An 18,865-nucleotide genomic window follows, 5' to 3' on the forward strand; every position below is an offset into this window, starting at 1 on the left:
GCCTGGAAAAAAAGCCCAATCCCCGGATTGGGCTTTTGACTGTATAGAAGCCGTAATTCCCCGCGTGATCCCCCGATAGTCGTTCGACGCCAGCGAAGCCGATTTGCTAGAGTGCGCCGCTGTCCTTGTCCAGAAAACACCCTTGCGATGCTGCCCCGCGCCGAACAGAAACAACAGACCCGCAACGCCCTGATGGACGCTGCCCGCCACCTGATGGAAAGCGGCCGAGGATTCGGCAGCCTGAGCCTGCGCGAAGTAACCCGAACCGCCGGGATCGTGCCCACTGGTTTCTACCGGCACTTCGCCGACATGGACGAATTGGGCCTGGCGCTGGTGTGCGAAGTCGGCCAGACCTTCCGCGAAACCATCCGCCTGGTGCGCCATAACGAATTCGTCATGGGCGGTATCATCGATGCCTCGGTGCGGATCTTTCTCGACGTGGTCACGGCCAATCGCTCGCAGTTCCTGTTTCTTGCCCGCGAGCAGTACGGCGGCTCGCTGCCGGTGCGCCAGGCCATCGGCCGCCTGCGCGAGGACATCAGCTCGGACCTGGCGGCCGATTTGTCGCTGATGCCGAAACTGCAGCACCTGGACATCGCCGGCCTGAGCGTCATGGCCGATCTGATCGTCAAAAGCGTGTTCGCGACCCTGCCGGACATCATCGATCCGCCGGCCGAAGCGCTGCCCGAGCACCTGACACCACAGGCGAAAATCACCCAGCAGTTGCGGTTTATCTTTATCGGGCTGAAGCATTGGCAGGGACTCGGCAGTACCGAATAACCCGTTAGAAAAAGATCGCAGCCTTCGGCAGCCCCTACATGGATCGCAATCCTGCGCAGGAGCTGCCGAAGACTGCGATCTTTTTTGTGCGCCGCAAATTGGTGCGTAAAAAACCTCCACGCACCAACTTCAATCAAAGTCCTGCAACATTCTGAGTCTCCCCCTTCGCTCTGACAGGCATTTCCTACCCCTCACCCGATTGGCAAGCCCCTTGCTCTAGCCTGAGCATTGTTCATTGCTGGAAGCCTTCCGATGCTGGTGATTCATCGCAGAATCGACCCTCAACCCGTCTGGGCCGCCGAGCTGCACCTGACCTTCGAAGCCAGGAGCAAAAGCCGCTTGCGCTGTTTCAGTGCCGAGGGTGAAGACGTCGGCTTGTTTCTGGAGCGCGGCCAGCCGCCGCTGTATGACGGCGAATGCCTGCAAGCCGAAGACGGGCGCGTCGTTCGCGTCTGCGCGCGCCCCGAACAATTGCTGCACGTCACCTGCGCCAATGCCTTCGAACTGACCCGCGCCGCCTATCACCTGGGCAATCGCCATGTGGCCCTGCAAGTCGGCGACGGCTGGTTGCGCCTGCTCGACGATTACGTGCTCAAGGCCATGCTCGAACAGCTTGGCGCCAAGGCCGAGAACATCGAAGCGTCGTTCCAGCCGGAACACGGTGCCTACGGCGGCGGCCATCACCACTCGCGCCACGGTGACGAGGACTTCAACTACCCGCCGAAACTGCATCAGTTCGGCGTGCGTTTATGAACCCGGCCTGGGCGCTGCTGCGCCTGGCCAGTCCGCAGCTGCCGATTGGCGGCTATAGCTATTCACAAGGTCTGGAAATGGCTGTGGATAACGGCCGGGTCAATGATCCCGATAGCGCGCGACGCTGGATCAGTGATCAGTTGCTGTTGAACCTGGCGCGTTTCGAAGCGCCACTGCTGCTTGCCCATTGCACCGCCGCCGCCGAAGAAAACTGGGCCCAATTGCTGCAACGCTGCGAAGAGCATCGCGCCAGCCGCGAAACCCGCGAGTTGCATCAGGAGAGCCGACAGATGGGCTATTCGTTGCAGCAACTGCTCAACGGCTTGCCGGAACTGGATGCGCCAGCCCGCGCCTTTCTTGAGCAACGCCCTGAACCGCATTTGGCCCTCGGCTGGGCGCTGGCGGCTCGCGCCTGGAACATCAGCCCGCAAGACGCGCTGGCCGCCTGGCTCTGGAGCTGGCTGGAAAACCAACTGGCGGTGTTGATGAAAACCCTGCCGTTGGGCCAGCAAGCCGCGCAACGCCTCACCAGCGAACTGCTGCCGTTGCTGCAACAGGCGCAGCAAGACGCCACCCGAATCAATCCCGAACACGTTGGCAGCGCCGCTTTCGGCCTGTCCCTGGCCTGCATGGCCCATGAGCGCCAGTACAGCCGTCTGTTCCGTTCCTAGGGCCTTTTCATTTGGAGAATCACATGAACACACAACCCCTGCGCGTCGGCATCGGCGGCCCGGTCGGCTCCGGCAAAACCGCCTTGACCCTGGCCCTGTGCCTGGCCCTGCGCGAGCGCTACAACCTGGCCGTCGTGACTAACGATATCTATACCCGCGAAGACGCCGACTTTCTGGTGCGCAACGAAGCCTTGGCACCGGAGCGGATCATCGGCGTGGAAACCGGCGGCTGCCCGCATACGGCGATCCGCGAAGACGCCTCGATCAACCTCGAAGCCGTGGATCAATTGAACCGGCGCTTTCCGGGGCTGGATCTGATTCTGGTGGAGTCCGGCGGCGACAACCTCTCGGCGACCTTCAGCCCGGAGCTGTCCGATCTGACCATTTACGTGATCGATGTCTCCGCCGGCGACAAGCTGCCGCGCAAGGGCGGCCCCGGCATCTGCAAATCCGACTTGCTGGTGATCAACAAGATCGACCTGGCGCCGTTGGTGGGAGCCTCTCTAGAGATGATGGACAGCGACACCCAACGCATGCGCAACGGCAAGCCGTTTGTCTTCAGCAACCAGAAAACCGGCCAGGGCCTTGAAGAAATCATCGCCTTCATCGAACGCCAGGGCTTGCTGACTGCAGCCTGATCACACTTATCAACAAGGAAGCTTATTCATGACACTGAAACGCATTCTGGGCGCCATGGCCCTGCTGCTGACCCCAGCCATTGCCTTCGCCCACCCGGGCCATGGCGACAACGGCTTGATCGCCGGCATCAGCCACCCGATCGGCGGCCTCGATCACTTGCTGGCGATGGTTGCCGTAGGGTTGTGGGCAGCACAGCAAAAAGGTGCTGCGCGCTGGGCGCTGCCGTGCACGTTCGTCGGCACCATGCTGATCGGCGGTTTGCTGGGCTTTGAAGGGCTGGACCTGCCGGCGCTGGAAAGCGGGATTGCGGCATCGGTATTGGCGCTGGGCCTGGCGGTGGCGTTGGCAGTGCGTCCGCCGTTGAGCCTGGCGGTGGCGGCGACCGCGTTGTTCGCGCTGTTTCATGGCGTGGCGCATGGTCTGGAATTGCCGGACATGTCCAGTCCTTGGGCGTATGCCGCAGGGTTTGTGGCAGCGACAGCGGCGTTGCATGCCGCGGGTTATGCGGTGGTTCGCGTCTTGCCTCAGGCCGCGGCACCGTTGGTTCGGCTGGCGGGTGCGGCGTCGGCGGCAACCGGAGTCTGGTTGCTGGCGGGTTGATTCTCTAGCGTCTGAACTGGCCCCTTCGCGGGCAAGCCCGCTCCCACAGGACATTCGCTGCCGGACAGGTTGTGTGAATACCGAAGATCCCCGTGGGAGCGGGCTTGCCCGCGATAGCGTCCGATCAGACACCGCCTCTCTCAAGCCTGCCTCTCTGCTACCATGTCGCGCAATCGCCCCTGCCGTGACGACGCCAGCCAATGCCGCCTGTTTCCCGCTCTGCCTCCCAGCCTGAATTGACCACCCTGTTCGCCTCGGTGCAACAGCACTTCCAGAACGTGATCGTGCCGCTCTGGCAAGGCCCTGGCTGGAACGCCGACATGGCATTGCCTTATGAAGCGCTGGACGCCGAGCATCGACCACTGCCCCCTCAGCGCTACCGGGCCATGGCCTGCGCGCGGCAGCTGTACCTGTTCTCCAGTCTGATCGGCCAGGTGCCCCAGGCTGAAGCGCGCGCGGCGGCGCTGTTCCGTTCCTTGCAGCGGCATTTCCACGATGCCGAGCATGGCGGCTGGTTCTATAGCATCGACCCGCAAGGTACGCCGCTGGACCAGCGCAAAGACCTCTACACCCACGCCTTCATCCTGTTCGCCTGCGCCCATTATTGGGATAAGGTTCGCGAACCGCTGGTGGAGTCGGTACTCAACGCCGCGCTGGAAGTGGTGGCGCAGCGTTTCGCCACGGGCGACGGCCTGTATGAAGCCAGCCTGGACCGTGATTGGTCCTCGCTCGACTCCGGGCCACTGCAGAACCCTCTGATGCATTTGGCCGAAGCCTTCCTCGCCACCCTGTCGGTGCGCGAAGACGTGGCCGTACAGAAAGCCCTCATCGAGTTATGCACAGCCATGCAAAAGCGTTTTATCGACCCGCAACACGCGGTGTTGATGGAGAAGCCGCTCGGAGCTGTGGATAACTGGTTCGAGCCGGGCCATCAGTTCGAATGGTATTTCCTGCTGCAATCCTCGCCATTGCTGCGCGGCTCGACACTGCACGCCTCGCTGGAGCGCGCGTTTGCGTTCACCGAGCAACGGGGTGTCGATCAGCAGACCGGTGCTGTGCGCGCCATGCTGGAACTGGACGACCGCCCTCGCGACGCAACCCAACGCATCTGGGCTCAGGCCGAGTACCTGCGCGCCCTGACCTTGCGCCCGAGCAGCGAAGTATCGGTGCAACGCCAGTTGCAGGCGTTGCACCAGCGCTTTCTGCATGCGGGCGGTTGGTATGAGTGTCGCGATGAGCAGGGCGAAGTGAGCCGCAAGGACATGCCTTCGACCACGCCTTATCACTTGGCGACCTGTTATCGCGGGTTGCTCGAGTATCTCGGCTGAGTTTTTTGTGGCGAGGGGGCTTGCCCCCGTTGGGCTGCGCAGCAGCCCTAGTGTTTTATCAGTTGCATCGCAGGCGGCTGCTTCGCACCCGAACGGGGGCAAGCCCCCTCGCCACGGGCAAGCCCCTCGCCGCAATTACGCCTTGCCGCCATTACGCTCTATGGCAAAGCCGCTCCAGGTCTGGCTCACCGGCATCAGCTCGAGGCTGTTGATGTTGATGTGGGCCGGTGCGTTGAGCACCCAAAAAATGGTCTCGGCGATGTCTTGCGGCTGGATCGGATCGGCACCGGCGTAAGTGGCGTTGTAACGCTCCTGGTCACCGGCGAAACGCACCAGCGAGAACTCGCTCTCGCACAGGCCCGGCTCGATGTTGCTGACCCGTACGCCCGTGCCTTGCAGGTCGCAGCGCAGATTCAGGGAGAACTGTTTGACGAAGGCCTTGCTCGCGCCATACACGTGGCTGCCCGGGTACGGGTAGTTGCCGGCGATGGAGCCAAGGTTGACGATGCTGGCGCCACGACCATGGGCGATCAAACGCGGCAGCAGCAAGCGGGTGCTGTACATCAAACCTTTGATGTTGGTGTCGACCATGGTGTCCCAATCATCGAGATTGCACTTGGGCGCCGGGTCCACGCCCAGGGCCAGGCCAGCGTTGTTGATCAGCCCGTGCAGTTTGGCGAAGGACGGCGGCAGGCTGGCAATCGCCTCCTCCATGGCCTTGCGATCCCGCACGTCGAGCACCAGGCCATGGACCTCGGTCTGCTTCGACAACTCGGCACACAGGGCATTGAGGCGTTCTTCACGACGACCTGTCAGCACCAGCTTCCAGCCGGCCTCGGCAAAACGACGGGCACAGGCTTCACCAAAACCGGAGGTCGCACCGGTAATAAACAGGGTTTTGAACATCATGTTCTCCTTGCTTCGGCTGACAGTCAGCCCTTGGAATAGAAAATCAACCGGCAGCATGCCCGGCCTTGCCCACAGCGGCAACTATGGCAGAAACCGTACAAAAAACGATCAATGCTGGCAACGCCCCATGCCCCGTGGCTTGCAGCCATGTACACGCACCTTATCCACAGGCCGGTCCACAGTTTCCGGGGGCAAGTGGAAAAGCTGCAAGCCGCTATCCACAAGGCTTTGCGGGCAGAACAGAAAGTTTTTTTCTTGACCCTGAGGCACCCGCTGTGTAACCCAGGGCATTTTGCACGACCGAGCGGTCGGAGCAACGATGGCGCCAAGCCAGCAACCACGGCCCTCAGCCGAGTCTTTCCAGAGTTTAACCACAGACTTATCCACAGGCTTGTCCACCTTGATTCATACCGAGTTCGCTCATAACAAAAAGGTTGACAAAGCCGGCTTGAGGTTCGCCAAAAACACCTGATCAAAAAACAATCACCGCCCTGCAGGCCACGGATTCAAAGGCTTACAGCCAGCTACTCCCACGTTATTCACAGCCAGCTCCACAGCAAACGGGGACAAGTCAAAACCGTGACAAAACAGTAATTTGCAGCGGCTTTATGTCGCGCTTTGAGAGGTCTTGAATATTGTTTTCCACAATTTGCCGCAGTCCCTGTGGGAGCGGGCTTGCCCGCAAAGAGGGAGTGTCATTCGACATCAATGTTGCCTGGCACACCGCCTTCGCGGGCAAGCCCGCTCCCACAGGGTTGGTGGTGTTTTATAGATAGAAAAAAGCCCCGGCGATTGCTCGTCGGGGCTTGTTGTTGCAAGGCTGAACTCAGTGCCCGCCGAGGTAGGCGTTACGCACCTCCTCGTTCACCAGCAGCTCCTTGCCGGTGCCGCTGAGGCGGATCTGGCCGTTGACCATCACGTACGCCCGGTCCGACAGCTTGAGGGCGTGGTTGGCGTTCTGCTCCACCAGAAAGATGGTCATGCCCGTCTTGGCCAGTTCCCGCAGGGTCGCGAAGATCTGTTTCACCACAATCGGCGCCAGCCCCAGGCTCGGCTCATCAAGCAGCAACAGTTTGGGTCGGCTCATCAACGCCCGGGCGATGGCAAGCATTTGCTGCTCGCCGCCCGACATGGTCATGGCCCGCTGGGTGCGTCGCTCTTCAAGGCGCGGGAACAGCTCGAACATGCGCTGCATGTCTTCCTTGGCATACTTGTCACCGATCGGAATGGTGCCCATCAGCAGGTTTTCCTCGACGGTCATGTCCGGGAACACCCGCCGGCCTTCCGGCGATTGAGCGATACCGTTGGAGGCGATGTAGTGGGACGACTTGTGAGTGATATCCACACCCTGATAGACGATTTGCCCGTCAGCCGCCCGTGGCTGGCCAAAAATCGACATCAGCAGAGTCGACTTGCCGGCACCGTTGGAGCCGATCAGGCTGACGGTCTCCCCTTCATTGATGTGCAACGAGACTTTCTTCAGGGCCTGGATCGGTCCGTAGAACACGTCCAGCTCCTTGAGTTCGAGGATGGGTTTGGTCATACCACTTCCTCTTCATCGGCGCCCAGGTAGGCCGCAATCACTTTCGGGTCGTTGCGGATCGCTTCAGGGTCACCCTCGGCGATCACGTTGCCGTGGTCCAGCACCACGATGTGGTCGGAAATGCTCATTACCATGCCCATGTCATGTTCAATCAGCACCACGGTAATATCGTGGTCGTCGCGCAAATGTCGAATCATCGCGCTGAGCGCCTCGGTTTCCTGCGGGTTGAGGCCCGCCGCCGGTTCGTCCAGGCAGATGATCTTGGGCCGGGTGCACATGGCTCGGGCGATTTCCAGACGACGTTGCTGGCCGTAGGAAAGTTCACCGGCCAAGCGGTTGGCGCAGTCCACCAGATCCACCACTTCCAGCCAGTAGAAGGCATGGTCCAAGGCATCGCTCTCGGCCTTGCGGTAGTTCCTGGTGTTGAGCACACCGGACAGCAAATTACGGTTGACCCACATGTGCTGGGCCACCAGTAGGTTCTCGATGACTGACATTTCCCTGAACAGGCGAATGTTCTGGAAGGTCCGCGCCAGGCCGGCACGGTTGATCAGGTGCGTGCCACCGAACATCTTGTAGTGGAGCCGGCTGACGAAGCTCTTCGGCGAAACGAAATCGGTCGCCTTGAACGGTTCCCCGAGCATTTTGATAACGTCGGTTTTCACACCACGAGTGTCAAGTTCAATGTGCCCGCCGGTGGCCTTGTAGAACCCGGTCAGACAGTTGAACACCGTGGTCTTGCCCGCACCGTTGGGGCCGATCAACGCGAAAATCGAGTTACGCTTAACTTTCAGGCTGACGTCGCTCAGGGCTTTGATGCCGCCGAAATGCATCATCAGGTTCTCGACCTTTAGAACGATTTCTTCGCTCATGGCGCGGCCCTCTCAGTCAAGGCACCTTTACGCGGAGTCACACCGGTACGGCTGATACGAATCAGACCGCGCGGTTTCCAGATCATCATCAATACCATGAGGACGCCGAACAGCAACACGCGGTATTCGGCGAAGCTGCGCAGCAGTTCCGGGGCGACAGTCAGCACGAACGCCGCGATCACCACTCCGACCGTCGACCCCATGCCGCCGAGCACGACGATGGCGAGGATCAAGGCCGACTCGAAGAACGAGAACGAGGTCGGGTTGACGAAGCCTTGATAGCTGGCGAAAAACACACCGGCCAGACCGGCAGTGGAAGCACCCAGGGTAAAGGCCGACAGCTTGACCAGAACATGGTTGAGGCCCATGGCGCGACAGGCTATTTCATCTTCGCGCAAGGCCTCCCAGGCGCGCCCGACCGGCATGCGAGTCAGGCGATGCTTGATGTACAGCACCAGCATCACAACGAGGAACAGCACACCATAAATGAGCATGAACTTTACGTTTGGGTTGTATTCAGTCCCAAAGAATTGATGGAAGGGTATCCCGCCATCCTTCGCTATACGCCCGAACTCAATACCGAAAACCGACGGTGATGGCACCGGCATACCGTTAGGTCCTCCCGTGAAGGACAGCCAGTTGGTCAGTATCAAGCGAATGATTTCACCGAAGCCCAGAGTCACGATGGCCAGATAGTCACCATGCATGCGTAACACGGGAAAGCCGAGTATGCATCCGGCCATCGCCGCCATGAGTGCCGATAGCGGCAACATGGTCCAGAAACCCAGGCCAAGGTAGTGATAACCCAGTGCCAGGCCATAGGCGCCGATGGCATAAAACGCCACATAACCCAGGTCGAGCAGGCCAGCCAGACCGACCACGATGTTCAGGCCAAGGCCCAGCAACACATAGATCAATCCCAGTATCACCACCGTCAGCAAGTACTTGTCTGCGAAGATCGGAAAGACAATAGCGATCACGATCAAGACCGGAATGATCAAGCGCAGCCGCGACTTGTAATCAGGCGGCAGCACATGCACGCCTGAGCCGACGACTTCGAAGCTTTGCTGAACCTTCACACCCTTGGCGGTCTGCATAAACAGGCTCAAGACAAAACGCCCGATCATCACCGCCCCGACCATCCAGGCCACACGTGTCGGCTGCAGGTTGTAGCTATAACCCTCAAGAACCACGCCCACGATTGGGCCGAAGACAATCAGGGCAACCAACCCGGCCAGAACCGTGTCGACAAGGCTTTTTTTGACATCGATAGTGTTTTTATTAGTGTCGGACATACTTATACCTTCGCCACAAGTGGGCGACCCAACAGGCCTTGAGGACGGAAAATCAGGATCAGTACCAACAGCGAGAAGCTGAAGACGTCCTTGTAGTCAGAGTTGATCACGCCGGAAAACAGCGACTCGGAAACGCCGAGAAGGATCCCGCCGAGCATGGCGCCAGGCAGCGAACCAATCCCGCCGAGCACGGCAGCGGTGAAGGCCTTTATGCCGATCACGAAGCCTGCGTAGAAGTCGAAGGTGCCGTAGTTCACCGTGATCAAGACACCGGCCAGTGCAGCCATGGCGGCACCAATGATGAACACGTAAGAGATCACCCGGTCGGTGTTAATCCCAAGGATCGAGGCCATCTTGCGGTCTTGTTGGGTCGCACGACACATGCGCCCCAACTTGGTGTATTTGATGATGTAGGTCAGCAAGGCCATCCCGACAAACGCTGCGACCAGAATGAAGATCTTGGTGTAGGTGATCTGCACAAAACCAGTACCGACTTCGAATCTCAGTCCGCCGCTCAGCAGCGTAGGAATACCCTGCTGCCGTGAGCCTTGAGCGATCTGTGCGTAGTTCTGCAGAATCAGGGAAACGCCGATAGCACTGATCAGCGGTGCCAGTCGGGTGGAGTTACGCAGCGGTTTGTAAGCGATGCGTTCGATGACCCAGCCATACACACCGGTCACGAAGACAGTGAACAGCAGGGTACCAAGGATCAACAACGGAAAGGATTCGACACCGAAGTAAGACAGCAGAGCCAGGCTGATCGCCGCGAGGTACGCGGAAATCATATAAACCTCGCCATGGGCGAAGTTGATCATGCCGATGATACCGTAGACCATTGTGTAGCCGATGGCGATCAGGCCGTAGACCGATCCGAGAGTCAGACCGTTGATAACTTGTTGCAGGAAAATACCGTCCATCATGCACTCTCACTAACTTGAGAGGCCACCGCGAACCCGGTGTCGGAGAGCCCTTGTGAGGCGTACCTGGCCGGGTTCATGTGGCTCAGAAGAAAAATACCGGGTCGGCACGATTGCAGAACCCATGACCAAAGCCCGGCTTGCGTCCCACGATTTATGTCGAGAGACCCAGGCCTGGCGATGCGCTTATCTCACTTCTGTTTATCCAGCTGGTGGTATTTGCCTGCAGCATCCCACTGGTAAACCACGTAGTCGGAGACTTTCAGGTCGCCCTTGCTGTCCCATTCCTTCTTGCCCATCACGGTTTCCACCGGGTGCTCTTTCAGCCATTTGCTGGCGTCTTCACCTTTGTTCGACTTGGCGCCGTTGAAGCCGGCAGCCAGGGCTTGCACCGTGGCGTAGGCGTACAGGGTGTAGCCTTCAGGCTCGTAACCGGACTTGCGGAAGGTTTCTACGACAGCCTTGCTGTCTGGAATCAGGCGCGGGTCAGCGCCAAAGGTCATATACACGCCGTCGACGAACGGAGCGCCACCGGCAGTCGTCACCATTTCGTCAGTCACGATGCCGTCATCGGACATGAACTTGACGTCTTTCAGACCTTGCTCACGCAGTTGGTGGACCAGTGGACCGGCTTCCGGATGCAGGCCGCCGAAGTAAAGGACATCAGCCCCTACCGAACGGACTTTGGTGATCAGGGCGCTGAAGTCTTTCTCGCCACGGGTCAGACCCTCTTCAAGAACCGGTTTCACGCCACGGGCGGTCAACTGCTTGGCAGTCGCATCCGCCAGGCCTTTACCGTAGGTGTCCTTGTCGTTGATGACGGCAACTTTCTTGCCTTTCAGGACGTCGACAATGTAGTTGCCCGCGACGATACCTTGCTGGTCATCACGCCCGCACAAACGCAACATGGCAGGCAGGCCGCGCTCGGTGACCGCCGGGTTGGTAGAACCTGGAGTAATTGCGATGATGCCGGCGTCAGCGTAGACCTCAGAAGCCGGAATGGTCGACGACGAGCAAAAGTGCCCGACAACGCCGATAACCTTGTCCTGCACCATTTTGTTCGCGACAGCTACAGCCTGTTTCGGTTCGCAGGCGTCATCGCCCTGGACCAGTACAATTTTTTCGCCGTTGATACCGCCCTTGGCGTTGATTGCATCCGCCGCAGCTTGCGCGCCTTTCATGTATTGCAAGCCGAAGGAAGCGTTGGCACCTGTCATCGGACCCGCCACACCAATTTTGACATCAGCCTGAACAAACGAAGAAACACCCAATGCAGTAGCAACTGCGAGTGCCAGAAAACCTTTCCTGTAAAACGTCTGCGACATGTGATGGTGCTCCTGAGGTTTTTTTAGTTAGCACAGCTACTTCAGCGGAAGCTTTGATTCAGCTACAAACGCAGAGCAAGTGGCGTGCCATCGGTTTTTTATTCTGAAAAAAGTCGCTGCTTTCTTGTTATTTCGACTGTTTCGATCCCATTTTCATTGGGTGTGCAACCGTCTAAACCGCGGGAGGTGAAACCATTTTTTTCAAAAGGCGCAACCCGCATGCGCCATCATTGCAACCGCAGCGCCAAACGATGTGCAACCAGCCTGTAACAGCCCGCGTCACCGAACTGCACACTGCTGGTGCGCAACTGCTACAACCCGCACCATTACAGGCTAGCCGCTTCACTGAAAAGTGCTGCTTCCAGCAACATATTTCAACAGTCAGATCACGATCCGCAGGCACTGGCCCGCGTGATACAGAGAAAAACCAGCCTCATACAGGCAGCTTCGCAACCCCACACCCACCAATGGCTGCATGGGTGCGAAGGGAATCGGCAGGGCTTGAGGATTTCCGTTACACAAGTAGTCGGCGAAGGCTTTGCCGACCACTGTGCCGGTGGTCACGCCTCGACCGTTGTAACCGGTGACAGCCACCAGCCCCGGCGCCGGCTCGAACAGACGCATCAAATGATCGGGGGTGAAGGCGATGCAACCGGTCCAGGTGCATTCCCATTCCACGGGTTGCAGGTAGGGGAAATAATGTTGCTGAACCCGATCGGCCCAAGCTTTCAGGAACCAGGTCGGTTTTTGATTGCCATTGCCGAGGCTGCCGAGCAACAACCGCCCTTCGGCATCGCGACGGATGCTGCTGAGCACCTGCCGGGTGTCCCAGGAACCCTGACCACCAGGCAAAATCTGCTGCGCGGCGTCTTCGGTCAGCGGCACCGAGGCCACTTGATAGTAATAACCGGGGAAGAAGTTGCGACGCAGCTCTGTCCAGTCGCCTTCGGTATAAGCATTGGAGGCGATCACCACCTGCTCGGCCAGCACCGAACCCTGGGCGGTCTGCACCGACCAGCGCGGGCCCTGACGTTCGAGTCGGGTCACCGGGGAATGATCGAACAACTGACCGCCGAGGCCGATGGCCGCGTTGGCCAACCCCGTGGTGTAGGCCATCGGGTTGATCGTACCGGCACGCCGGTCGAGCAGCGCGGCGGCGATCTTTTTGGTGCCCGTGGCTTGCTCGCAGGCAGTTCCGGTCAACAGCTCCACCGGTGCCCCGCGACGCTTCCATTGCTCTTCGCGACTGCGCAGGTCCGCTTCGCCACGCGCGTTGTGCGCCATGTGCAGCGTGCCGTCACGGCGTAACTGACAATCGATTTTGTATTTGTCGACGAGGCTGAACACCAGCGACGGCGCCGCACCGAGCATGCGGTTGAGCTGACTGCCAACCGCCTTGCCAAAACCGGCTTCGATTTCGTCCGGAGGAATCCACATCCCGGCGTTCACTAGCCCGACGTTACGCCCCGAACCGCCATGGCCAGCGCGATGCGCTTCCAGCACACAAACACTTTTGCCCTGCTCCAGCAGATGTACCGCCGCCGACAGCCCGGTGAAACCGGCACCGATGACACAGACATCCACCGTCACCTCACCCTTGAGCGCCGCGTGGTCGGGCCTTTGCGGCGTCAGTTTTTCCCAAAGACACTCTTCGCGTAACGGCATTGCCAGACTCCGAAAATGAAACCTAACCAACACACCATTCCCCTGTGGGATCGCCGCACCGCCGCTCCCACAGTGTTCTTCATGGGTTCAAAGGATGCACTTAGTCGAACGTAATGCCCTGAGCCAACGGCAACTCCAGGGAATAGTTCACGGTGTTGGTCTGACGGCGCATGTACCCGCGCCATGCATCGGAGCCCGACTCACGACCGCCGCCCGTTTCCTTCTCGCCGCCAAACGCGCCGCCGATTTCCGCGCCGCTCGGGCCGATATTGACGTTGGCGATGCCGCAATCGCTGCCCACCGCCGACATGAACCGCTCGGCTTCACGCACGTCGGTGGTGAAAATGCATGACGACAGACCCTGCGGCACGGCGTTGTTCAGGCGCAGTGCCTCTTCGAAATCGGTGTAACCGATCACGTACAGAATTGGCGCGAAGGTTTCGTCGCGCACCACATCACTCTGTTCCGGCATTTCGACGATGGCTGGCGAAACGTAGTAAGCGTTGGGGAATTTGTCTTCCAGCTGACGCTGGCCGCCAAACACCCGGCCGCCTTCGCTCAAGGCTTGCTCCAGCGCGTCCTGCATGTTGTCGAAGCTGTGTTTGTCGATCAGCGGCCCGATCAGGTTACCCTCCAGCGGATGGCCAATGCGCACCTTTGAGTAAGCGGCTTTCAGGCGGGTGACGATTTCTTCTTTCACCGATTCGTGGGCAATCAGGCGACGCAAGGTGGTGCAACGCTGACCGGCAGTGCCGACGGCGCTGAACAGAATCGCCCGCACAGCCATGTCCAGATCGGCGCTTGGGCCGAGGATCATCGCGTTGTTACCGCCCAGCTCCAGAATGCTGCGGGCGAAACGGGCAGCGATTTTCGGCGCCACTTCGCGACCCATACGGGTGCTGCCGGTGGCGCTGACCAGCGCGACACGCGGGTCATCGACCAGGGCTTCGCCGGCATCGCGACCGCCGATAATCACTTGACTCAAGTGCGGAGGGGCGTCGCTGAAGTTCTTCAGAACGCGGTCGAACAGCGCCTGGCAGGCCAGCGCGGTCAGTGGGGTTTTCTCCGACGGTTTCCAGATCACCGGGTTGCCGCACACCAGCGCCAGCGCCGCGTTCCAGGCCCAGACGGCAACCGGAAAGTTGAACGCGCTGATCACGCCGACGATGCCCAGCGGGTGCCAGGTTTCGCGCATGTGGTGGCCAGGACGCTCGGAGGCGATGGTCAAACCGTACAACTGACGGGACAGACCGACCGCGAAGTCGCAGATGTCGATCATTTCCTGAACTTCACCCAGGCCTTCCTGAGTGATCTTGCCGGCTTCCCAGGAAACCAGCTCCCCCAGATCGGCTTTGTACTCGCGCAGGATGTCACCCAATTGACGCACCAGTTCGCCACGGCGCGGCGCCGGCACCTTGCGCCACAGTTCGAACGCATGATCTGCGCGACTGATGTGCTGCTCGGCTTCAGCGGCGCCTTCCCAGTTCACGGCAGCGATACGGCTGCCATCGATCGGCGAGTGCACCGGCACTTTGCCGTTCTGGTACAGGGCCGGGTTCACACCAAGACGATCAAGCAATGCGGCAACCATGGGTCACTCCTCGAGCAGAAACAGAAAACGTGCAGCCGGATTGATTCGACTGATCTGACTTGTAGTTTTAGCGCTCCCGAGGTTCTCCAACAAACGACGATTAAGCGAGATATCATTCCGTTTATTCATGCTGCGAATCTGCCGGTAACAAGCGTGCCACATAGAGAGACAAGAACAAGGAGAACCGATGCTGAATAAACGCTACTTGCCATCGATCACTGCGCTGCAGTGTTTCGAGGCCGTGACCCGGCATTTGAGCTTCACCCGCGCCGCCGAAGAACTGAACCTGACCCAGAGCGCCGTGAGTAAACAGGTCGCGCAACTCGAAGAGTTGTTGCAGCACCTGCTGTTCCGCCGGGTGCGCCGACGCCTGCAAATGACCCCCGCTGGCGATTTGTATTTGGTGGAGGTGCGAAAAATCCTCACCCAAGTCGAAATGTCGACCCATTATCTGCGCTCCTACGGCGGAGACACCGAAGTCTTGCGCGTCTCCACGCCTCCGACCTTCGGCGCGCGCTGGCTGGTACCCCGCTTGAAAGGCTGGCGCCTGCGTCATCCGTCAATCCATCTGGACCTGTGCAGCGAACAGGAAGCCGACGATCTGCTGCAAGGGCGCAGCGACCTGGCGTTCTATTTCGGCCAGGGCTCACGGCCCGGCACCGAATGCCTGAAACTGTTTGGTGAAGAGCTTGTTCCTGTGTGTGCACCGGGCAGTCTGCCAGACACGCCATTCACCGATCCTACGCAGCTTACCGACCTGGTCCTGCTGCAAAACGCTTCCCGCCCCCAGGCCTGGCACGACTGGTTCGACAGCCAGGGTTACCACACCGAACACAGCTACCACGGCCCGCGTTTCGAAACGTTCTACATGTGCATCCGCGCCGCCCAGGTCGGCTGCGGTGTGGCGCTGTTGCCGAAGTTTCTGGTGGAAGAGGAATTGGCCGACGGCAAACTGGTCATTCCCTGGCAGCATGCAATGCCCAGTACCGACGCTTATTACCTGGCGTATCCGGAGCATTCGGCGGAAGTGCCCAAGGTGCGGGATTTTGTGAAGTGGATGCTGGAGCAGATTGAGAGTCCGGACATGCAACCTGATTAGGGTTGCCACAGTCCCTGTGGGAGCGGCTGCGATCTAAAAAAGTGCTGGCAATCCTCACCGCTGATATGCGCCACTAGCCCCATTCATTAAAACAGCTGCAACGCCGTTGCCACAGACCGCGGCCAGCCTGGAGACCCGTTATGAGCGAGAGTGTGTTTGCCGATCGCATCGTGCAGAACCTGCTCGACACCGACTTCTACAAACTGACGATGATGCAGGCGGTGCTGCACAACTACCCTAACGTGGAAGTCGAATGGGAGTTTCGTTGCCGTAACAACGAGGATCTGCGCCCGTACCTTGCGGAGATCCGTTTCCAGATCGAGCGCCTGGCCGAGTTGAGCCTGAGCGCCGATCAATTGAGCTTCCTGGAGCGCATCAGCTTCCTGAAACCGGATTTCCTGCGCTTCCTCGGGCTGTTCCGTTTCAATCTGCGCTATATCCACACCGGCATTGAAAACGGCGAGCTGTTCATCCGCCTGCGCGGGCCGTGGCTGCACGTGATTCTGTTCGAAGTGCCGTTGCTGGCCATGGTCAGCGAAGTGCGCAACCGCTATCGCTACCGGGAAATCGTCCTGGAACAGGCCCGCGAGCAGCTCTATCGCAAGTTCGACTGGCTGACCGCCAACGCCAGCACCGACGAATTGTCCGAGTTGCAGGTAGCCGATTTCGGCACTCGCCGTCGCTTCTCGTACCGTGTGCAGGAGGAAGTGGTGAACGTGCTCAAGCATGACTTCCCCGGGCGTTTCGTCGGCACCAGCAACGTGCACCTGTCCCGCGAGCTGGACATGAAGCCGCTGGGCACCATGGCCCACGAATGGATCATGGCCCACCAGCAACTCGGACCACGGCTGATCGACAGCCAGATTGCCGCCCTCGATTGCTGGGTTCGCGAGTACCGTGGCCTGTTGGGGATCGCCCTGACCGACTGCATCACTTCCGATGCCTTCCTCAACGATTTCGACCTGTTCTTTGCCAAGCTCTTCGACGGCTTGCGGCACGATTCCGGTGATCCGGTGCTCTGGGCGGAAAAGGCCATCGCCCACTACCACAAGCTGGGCATCGATCCGATGAGCAAGACCCTGGTGTTTTCCGACAGCCTGACGTTGCCCAAGTCTCTGGAGATTTTTCGGGCATTGCGCGGTCGGATCAATGTCAGTTTCGGTATCGGCACTAACCTGACCTGCGATATTCCGGGTGTCGAACCGATGAGCATCGTGCTTAAAATGACTGCATGCAACGGCCAACCGGTGGCCAAGATTTCTGATGAGCCTGGCAAGACTCACTGCAAAGACCCGAATTTCGTCGCCTATTTGCGACACGTTTTCCAAGTACCTGCCACCCTTTCCAGTACATCAAGCAAGGAGTGAATTCATGCAAGCCGTACAGCGTGAGATTGCTGAACAGCTCAAGGTCCAACCACCGTTCGTGGATCAACTCGCCCTTGAGGCTGAAGTCGCCCGGCGAATCACCTTCATTCAGGATTGCCTGGTCAATGCCGGGCTCAAGGCCCTGGTGCTCGGTATCAGCGGCGGCGTCGATTCCCTGACCGCCGGCCTGTTGGCCCAACGCGCCATCCGTGAACTGCGTGAGCGTACCGGTGATAACAGCTACAAGTTCATCGCCGTGCGCCTGCCGTACCAAACGCAGTTCGATGAACACGACGCCCAGGCCTCGGTGGACTTCATCGCCCCGGACGAACGCCACACGGTGAACATCGGCCCGGCAGTCAAATCCCTGGCCAGTGAAGTGGCAGCCTTCGAAGGCAAAGAGGCAGTCTGGGTGGATTTCGTATTGGGCAATACCAAGGCGCGGATGCGCATGGTCGCGCAATACACCATCGCTGGCGCGGCTCATGGCCTGGTGATCGGCACCGACCACGCGGCAGAAGCCGTGATGGGTTTCTTCACCAAGTTCGGTGACGGCGCCTGCGACCTCGCGCCGCTGAGCGGCCTGGTGAAAAATCAGGTCAGGGCGATTGCCCGCAGCTTCGGCGCACCGGAGTCGCTGGTGGAAAAAATCCCGACCGCCGACCTTGAAGACCTGTCGCCAGGCAAGCCGGACGAAGCGTCCCACGGCGTGACCTACGCCGAGATCGACGCCTTCCTGCACGGCGAACCGGTGCGCGAGGAAGCGTTCAAGATCATTTGCGACACGTATAAAAAGACCCATCACAAGCGCGTGATGCCGTTCGCGCCATAAGGACGTCGGCGTCTGTACCGACGCCTTCGCGGGCAAGCCTCGCTCCCACAGGGCTTTGTCTCGGACACCGGTAATGGGCACGACGCAAATCCTGTGGGAGCGTGGCTTGCCCGCGAAGAACGATGACTCGGTCAACCGTCAGGCACAAAAAAAGCGTCCCAGGTGGACGCTTTTTTATGCGCTTGATTCTATTACTTCAGGGTCACAGTGCCTTTCATCATCGAGATGTGGCCAGGGAACGAGCAGAAGAAGCCGTATTTTCCGGCCGCATCGAGTTTCGATACATCGATGGTCAGAGAATCCTTTTCGCCAGCGCCGATGACTTTGGTGTGAGCGATGACGCGGGTATCACCTTCTTTCAGGTAATTCTTGTCGATGCCAGCCGACAGGCCGTCGGTGGCGATCGGCTGCATGTCAGCCTCTTTGCTGATCACCAGGTTATGGCCCATGACGTTTTTCGGCAGGCTGCCGGAGTGGGTCAGTTCAACGGTGAAGGTCTTGCAGCTTTTGTCGATTTCAATGGCCTTGGTGTTGAAGGACATCTGATCGGTGGAGTCGATGGTCGTTTTGCACTCGGCAGCCATCAATTGGCTGCTGGCCAGCGTCAGCAGGGATACCGCAACAAGTTTGGCAAACATGGTGAATCTCCAAGGCAGGGTTAACGAAAGTGCTAATGGAC

18 protein-coding genes are annotated in these 18,865 nt (G+C 59.4%); 9 read left to right on the forward strand and 9 right to left on the reverse strand.

All coding sequences use genetic code 11. The annotated features are described in order from the left end of the window. Positions 1-147 precede the first annotated feature (147 nt). The 6 genes from J3D54_RS05385 (at position 148) to J3D54_RS05410 (ending at position 4,771) form a co-directional block, all read left to right on the forward strand. A complete protein-coding gene (locus J3D54_RS05385; protein ID WP_018928469.1) occupies positions 148-780 on the forward strand; it encodes a TetR family transcriptional regulator in 633 nt (210 codons plus the stop codon). Between the two features lie 252 nt (positions 781-1,032). Continuing rightward, positions 1,033-1,533, forward strand: coding sequence for an urease accessory protein UreE (gene ureE, locus J3D54_RS05390; protein WP_253417001.1), 501 nt, complete (start codon positions 1,033-1,035; stop codon positions 1,531-1,533). Then, entirely contained in the window at positions 1,530-2,204 is a 675-nt protein-coding gene (locus J3D54_RS05395; protein ID WP_253417002.1) for an urease accessory protein UreF, read from the forward strand. The genes ureE and J3D54_RS05395 overlap by 4 nt, the downstream gene beginning before the upstream one ends. 23 nt (positions 2,205-2,227) lie before the next feature. Then, positions 2,228-2,842, forward strand: coding sequence for an urease accessory protein UreG (ureG, locus tag J3D54_RS05400; RefSeq protein ID WP_018928472.1), 615 nt, complete (start codon positions 2,228-2,230; stop codon positions 2,840-2,842). A gap of 28 nt (positions 2,843-2,870) precedes the next feature. Further along, positions 2,871-3,443, forward strand: coding sequence for a HupE/UreJ family protein (locus J3D54_RS05405; protein ID WP_253417003.1), 573 nt, complete (start codon positions 2,871-2,873; stop codon positions 3,441-3,443). A 200-nt stretch (positions 3,444-3,643) separates the two neighbouring features. Then, positions 3,644-4,771, forward strand: a complete 1,128-nt coding sequence (locus tag J3D54_RS05410; RefSeq protein ID WP_253417004.1) for an AGE family epimerase/isomerase — start codon at positions 3,644-3,646, stop codon at positions 4,769-4,771. A gap of 135 nt (positions 4,772-4,906) precedes the next feature. Here J3D54_RS05410 and J3D54_RS05415 read toward each other — a convergent pair whose 3' ends face one another. From J3D54_RS05415 to J3D54_RS05450, 8 genes are all read right to left on the reverse strand, one after another. Continuing rightward, positions 4,907-5,677, reverse strand: coding sequence for an SDR family oxidoreductase (locus tag J3D54_RS05415; RefSeq protein ID WP_253417005.1), 771 nt, complete (start codon positions 5,675-5,677; stop codon positions 4,907-4,909). Positions 5,678-6,506: 829 nt separating this feature from the next. After that, complete coding sequence (locus tag J3D54_RS05420; protein ID WP_253417006.1) at positions 6,507-7,223, reverse strand: ABC transporter ATP-binding protein; 717 nt, start codon at positions 7,221-7,223, stop codon at positions 6,507-6,509. Then, positions 7,220-8,095 carry an ABC transporter ATP-binding protein gene (locus tag J3D54_RS05425; RefSeq protein ID WP_253417007.1) on the reverse strand — a complete coding sequence of 292 codons (876 nt, stop codon included), beginning with the start codon at positions 8,093-8,095 and terminating at the stop codon, positions 7,220-7,222. The genes J3D54_RS05420 and J3D54_RS05425 overlap by 4 nt, the downstream gene beginning before the upstream one ends. Beyond that, positions 8,092-9,390 (reverse strand): high-affinity branched-chain amino acid ABC transporter permease LivM, encoded by a 1,299-nt coding sequence (gene livM / locus J3D54_RS05430; protein ID WP_253417008.1) that lies wholly within the window; start codon positions 9,388-9,390, stop codon positions 8,092-8,094. Before livM ends, J3D54_RS05425 begins: the two co-directional genes overlap by 4 nt. A 2-nt stretch (positions 9,391-9,392) precedes the next feature. After that, complete coding sequence (locus J3D54_RS05435; protein WP_253426508.1) at positions 9,393-10,307, reverse strand: branched-chain amino acid ABC transporter permease LivH; 915 nt, start codon at positions 10,305-10,307, stop codon at positions 9,393-9,395. Between the two features lie 191 nt (positions 10,308-10,498). Next, on the reverse strand, positions 10,499-11,632 hold the full coding sequence (locus tag J3D54_RS05440; protein WP_253417009.1) for an ABC transporter substrate-binding protein: 1,134 nt from the start codon (positions 11,630-11,632) through the stop codon (positions 10,499-10,501). A gap of 381 nt (positions 11,633-12,013) precedes the next feature. Further along, the gene (locus tag J3D54_RS05445; RefSeq protein ID WP_253417010.1) at positions 12,014-13,297 is read right to left on the reverse strand and encodes an FAD-binding oxidoreductase; all 1,284 of its coding nucleotides are present in this window, start codon (positions 13,295-13,297) and stop codon (positions 12,014-12,016) included. Between the two features lie 100 nt (positions 13,298-13,397). Next, positions 13,398-14,888 (reverse strand): aldehyde dehydrogenase family protein, encoded by a 1,491-nt coding sequence (locus J3D54_RS05450; protein WP_253417011.1) that lies wholly within the window; start codon positions 14,886-14,888, stop codon positions 13,398-13,400. 187 nt (positions 14,889-15,075) lie between these two features. Between J3D54_RS05450 and J3D54_RS05455 the strand changes: the two genes are divergently transcribed. The 3 genes from J3D54_RS05455 (at position 15,076) to nadE (ending at position 18,186) form a co-directional block, all read left to right on the forward strand. Next, positions 15,076-15,987, forward strand: a complete 912-nt coding sequence (locus tag J3D54_RS05455; RefSeq protein ID WP_253417012.1) for a LysR family transcriptional regulator — start codon at positions 15,076-15,078, stop codon at positions 15,985-15,987. Positions 15,988-16,127: 140 nt separating this feature from the next. Continuing rightward, a complete protein-coding gene (pncB, locus tag J3D54_RS05460; protein ID WP_253417013.1) occupies positions 16,128-17,354 on the forward strand; it encodes a nicotinate phosphoribosyltransferase in 1,227 nt (408 codons plus the stop codon). Between the two features lie 4 nt (positions 17,355-17,358). Next, a complete protein-coding gene (gene nadE / locus J3D54_RS05465) occupies positions 17,359-18,186 on the forward strand; it encodes an ammonia-dependent NAD(+) synthetase (protein ID WP_253417014.1) in 828 nt (275 codons plus the stop codon). 191 nt (positions 18,187-18,377) lie between these two features. Here nadE and azu read toward each other — a convergent pair whose 3' ends face one another. Further along, positions 18,378-18,824, reverse strand: coding sequence for an azurin (azu, locus tag J3D54_RS05470; protein WP_253417015.1), 447 nt, complete (start codon positions 18,822-18,824; stop codon positions 18,378-18,380). Positions 18,825-18,865: the final 41 nt, after the last annotated feature.

Origin of the sequence: Pseudomonas sp. GGS8 (assembly GCF_024168645.1) — a bacterium.
In the GTDB taxonomy this organism is placed as follows: domain Bacteria; phylum Pseudomonadota; class Gammaproteobacteria; order Pseudomonadales; family Pseudomonadaceae; genus Aquipseudomonas.

Excerpts from the sequence above, each read along its gene's own strand:
- J3D54_RS05405 (WP_253417003.1), top strand. The coding sequence starts at position 2,871 with ATGACACTGAAACGCATTCTGGGCGCCATGGCCCTGCTGCTGACCCCA.
- ureG (WP_018928472.1), top strand. The coding sequence starts at position 2,228 with ATGAACACACAACCCCTGCGCGTCGGCATCGGCGGCCCGGTCGGCTCC.
- J3D54_RS05410 (WP_253417004.1), top strand. The coding sequence starts at position 3,644 with ATGCCGCCTGTTTCCCGCTCTGCCTCCCAGCCTGAATTGACCACCCTG.
- J3D54_RS05440 (WP_253417009.1), bottom strand. The coding sequence starts at position 11,632 with ATGTCGCAGACGTTTTACAGGAAAGGTTTTCTGGCACTCGCAGTTGCT.
- ureE (WP_253417001.1), top strand. The coding sequence starts at position 1,033 with ATGCTGGTGATTCATCGCAGAATCGACCCTCAACCCGTCTGGGCCGCC.
- livM (WP_253417008.1), bottom strand. The coding sequence starts at position 9,390 with ATGTCCGACACTAATAAAAACACTATCGATGTCAAAAAAAGCCTTGTC.
- J3D54_RS05455 (WP_253417012.1), top strand. The coding sequence starts at position 15,076 with ATGCTGAATAAACGCTACTTGCCATCGATCACTGCGCTGCAGTGTTTC.
- J3D54_RS05445 (WP_253417010.1), bottom strand. The coding sequence starts at position 13,297 with ATGCCGTTACGCGAAGAGTGTCTTTGGGAAAAACTGACGCCGCAAAGG.
- J3D54_RS05450 (WP_253417011.1), bottom strand. The coding sequence starts at position 14,888 with ATGGTTGCCGCATTGCTTGATCGTCTTGGTGTGAACCCGGCCCTGTAC.
- azu (WP_253417015.1), bottom strand. The coding sequence starts at position 18,824 with ATGTTTGCCAAACTTGTTGCGGTATCCCTGCTGACGCTGGCCAGCAGC.
- nadE (WP_253417014.1), top strand. The coding sequence starts at position 17,359 with ATGCAAGCCGTACAGCGTGAGATTGCTGAACAGCTCAAGGTCCAACCA.
- J3D54_RS05425 (WP_253417007.1), bottom strand. The coding sequence starts at position 8,095 with ATGAGCGAAGAAATCGTTCTAAAGGTCGAGAACCTGATGATGCATTTC.
- J3D54_RS05435 (WP_253426508.1), bottom strand. The coding sequence starts at position 10,307 with ATGGACGGTATTTTCCTGCAACAAGTTATCAACGGTCTGACTCTCGGA.
- J3D54_RS05395 (WP_253417002.1), top strand. The coding sequence starts at position 1,530 with ATGAACCCGGCCTGGGCGCTGCTGCGCCTGGCCAGTCCGCAGCTGCCG.
- pncB (WP_253417013.1), top strand. The coding sequence starts at position 16,128 with ATGAGCGAGAGTGTGTTTGCCGATCGCATCGTGCAGAACCTGCTCGAC.
- J3D54_RS05385 (WP_018928469.1), top strand. The coding sequence starts at position 148 with ATGCTGCCCCGCGCCGAACAGAAACAACAGACCCGCAACGCCCTGATG.
- J3D54_RS05415 (WP_253417005.1), bottom strand. The coding sequence starts at position 5,677 with ATGTTCAAAACCCTGTTTATTACCGGTGCGACCTCCGGTTTTGGTGAA.
- J3D54_RS05420 (WP_253417006.1), bottom strand. The coding sequence starts at position 7,223 with ATGACCAAACCCATCCTCGAACTCAAGGAGCTGGACGTGTTCTACGGA.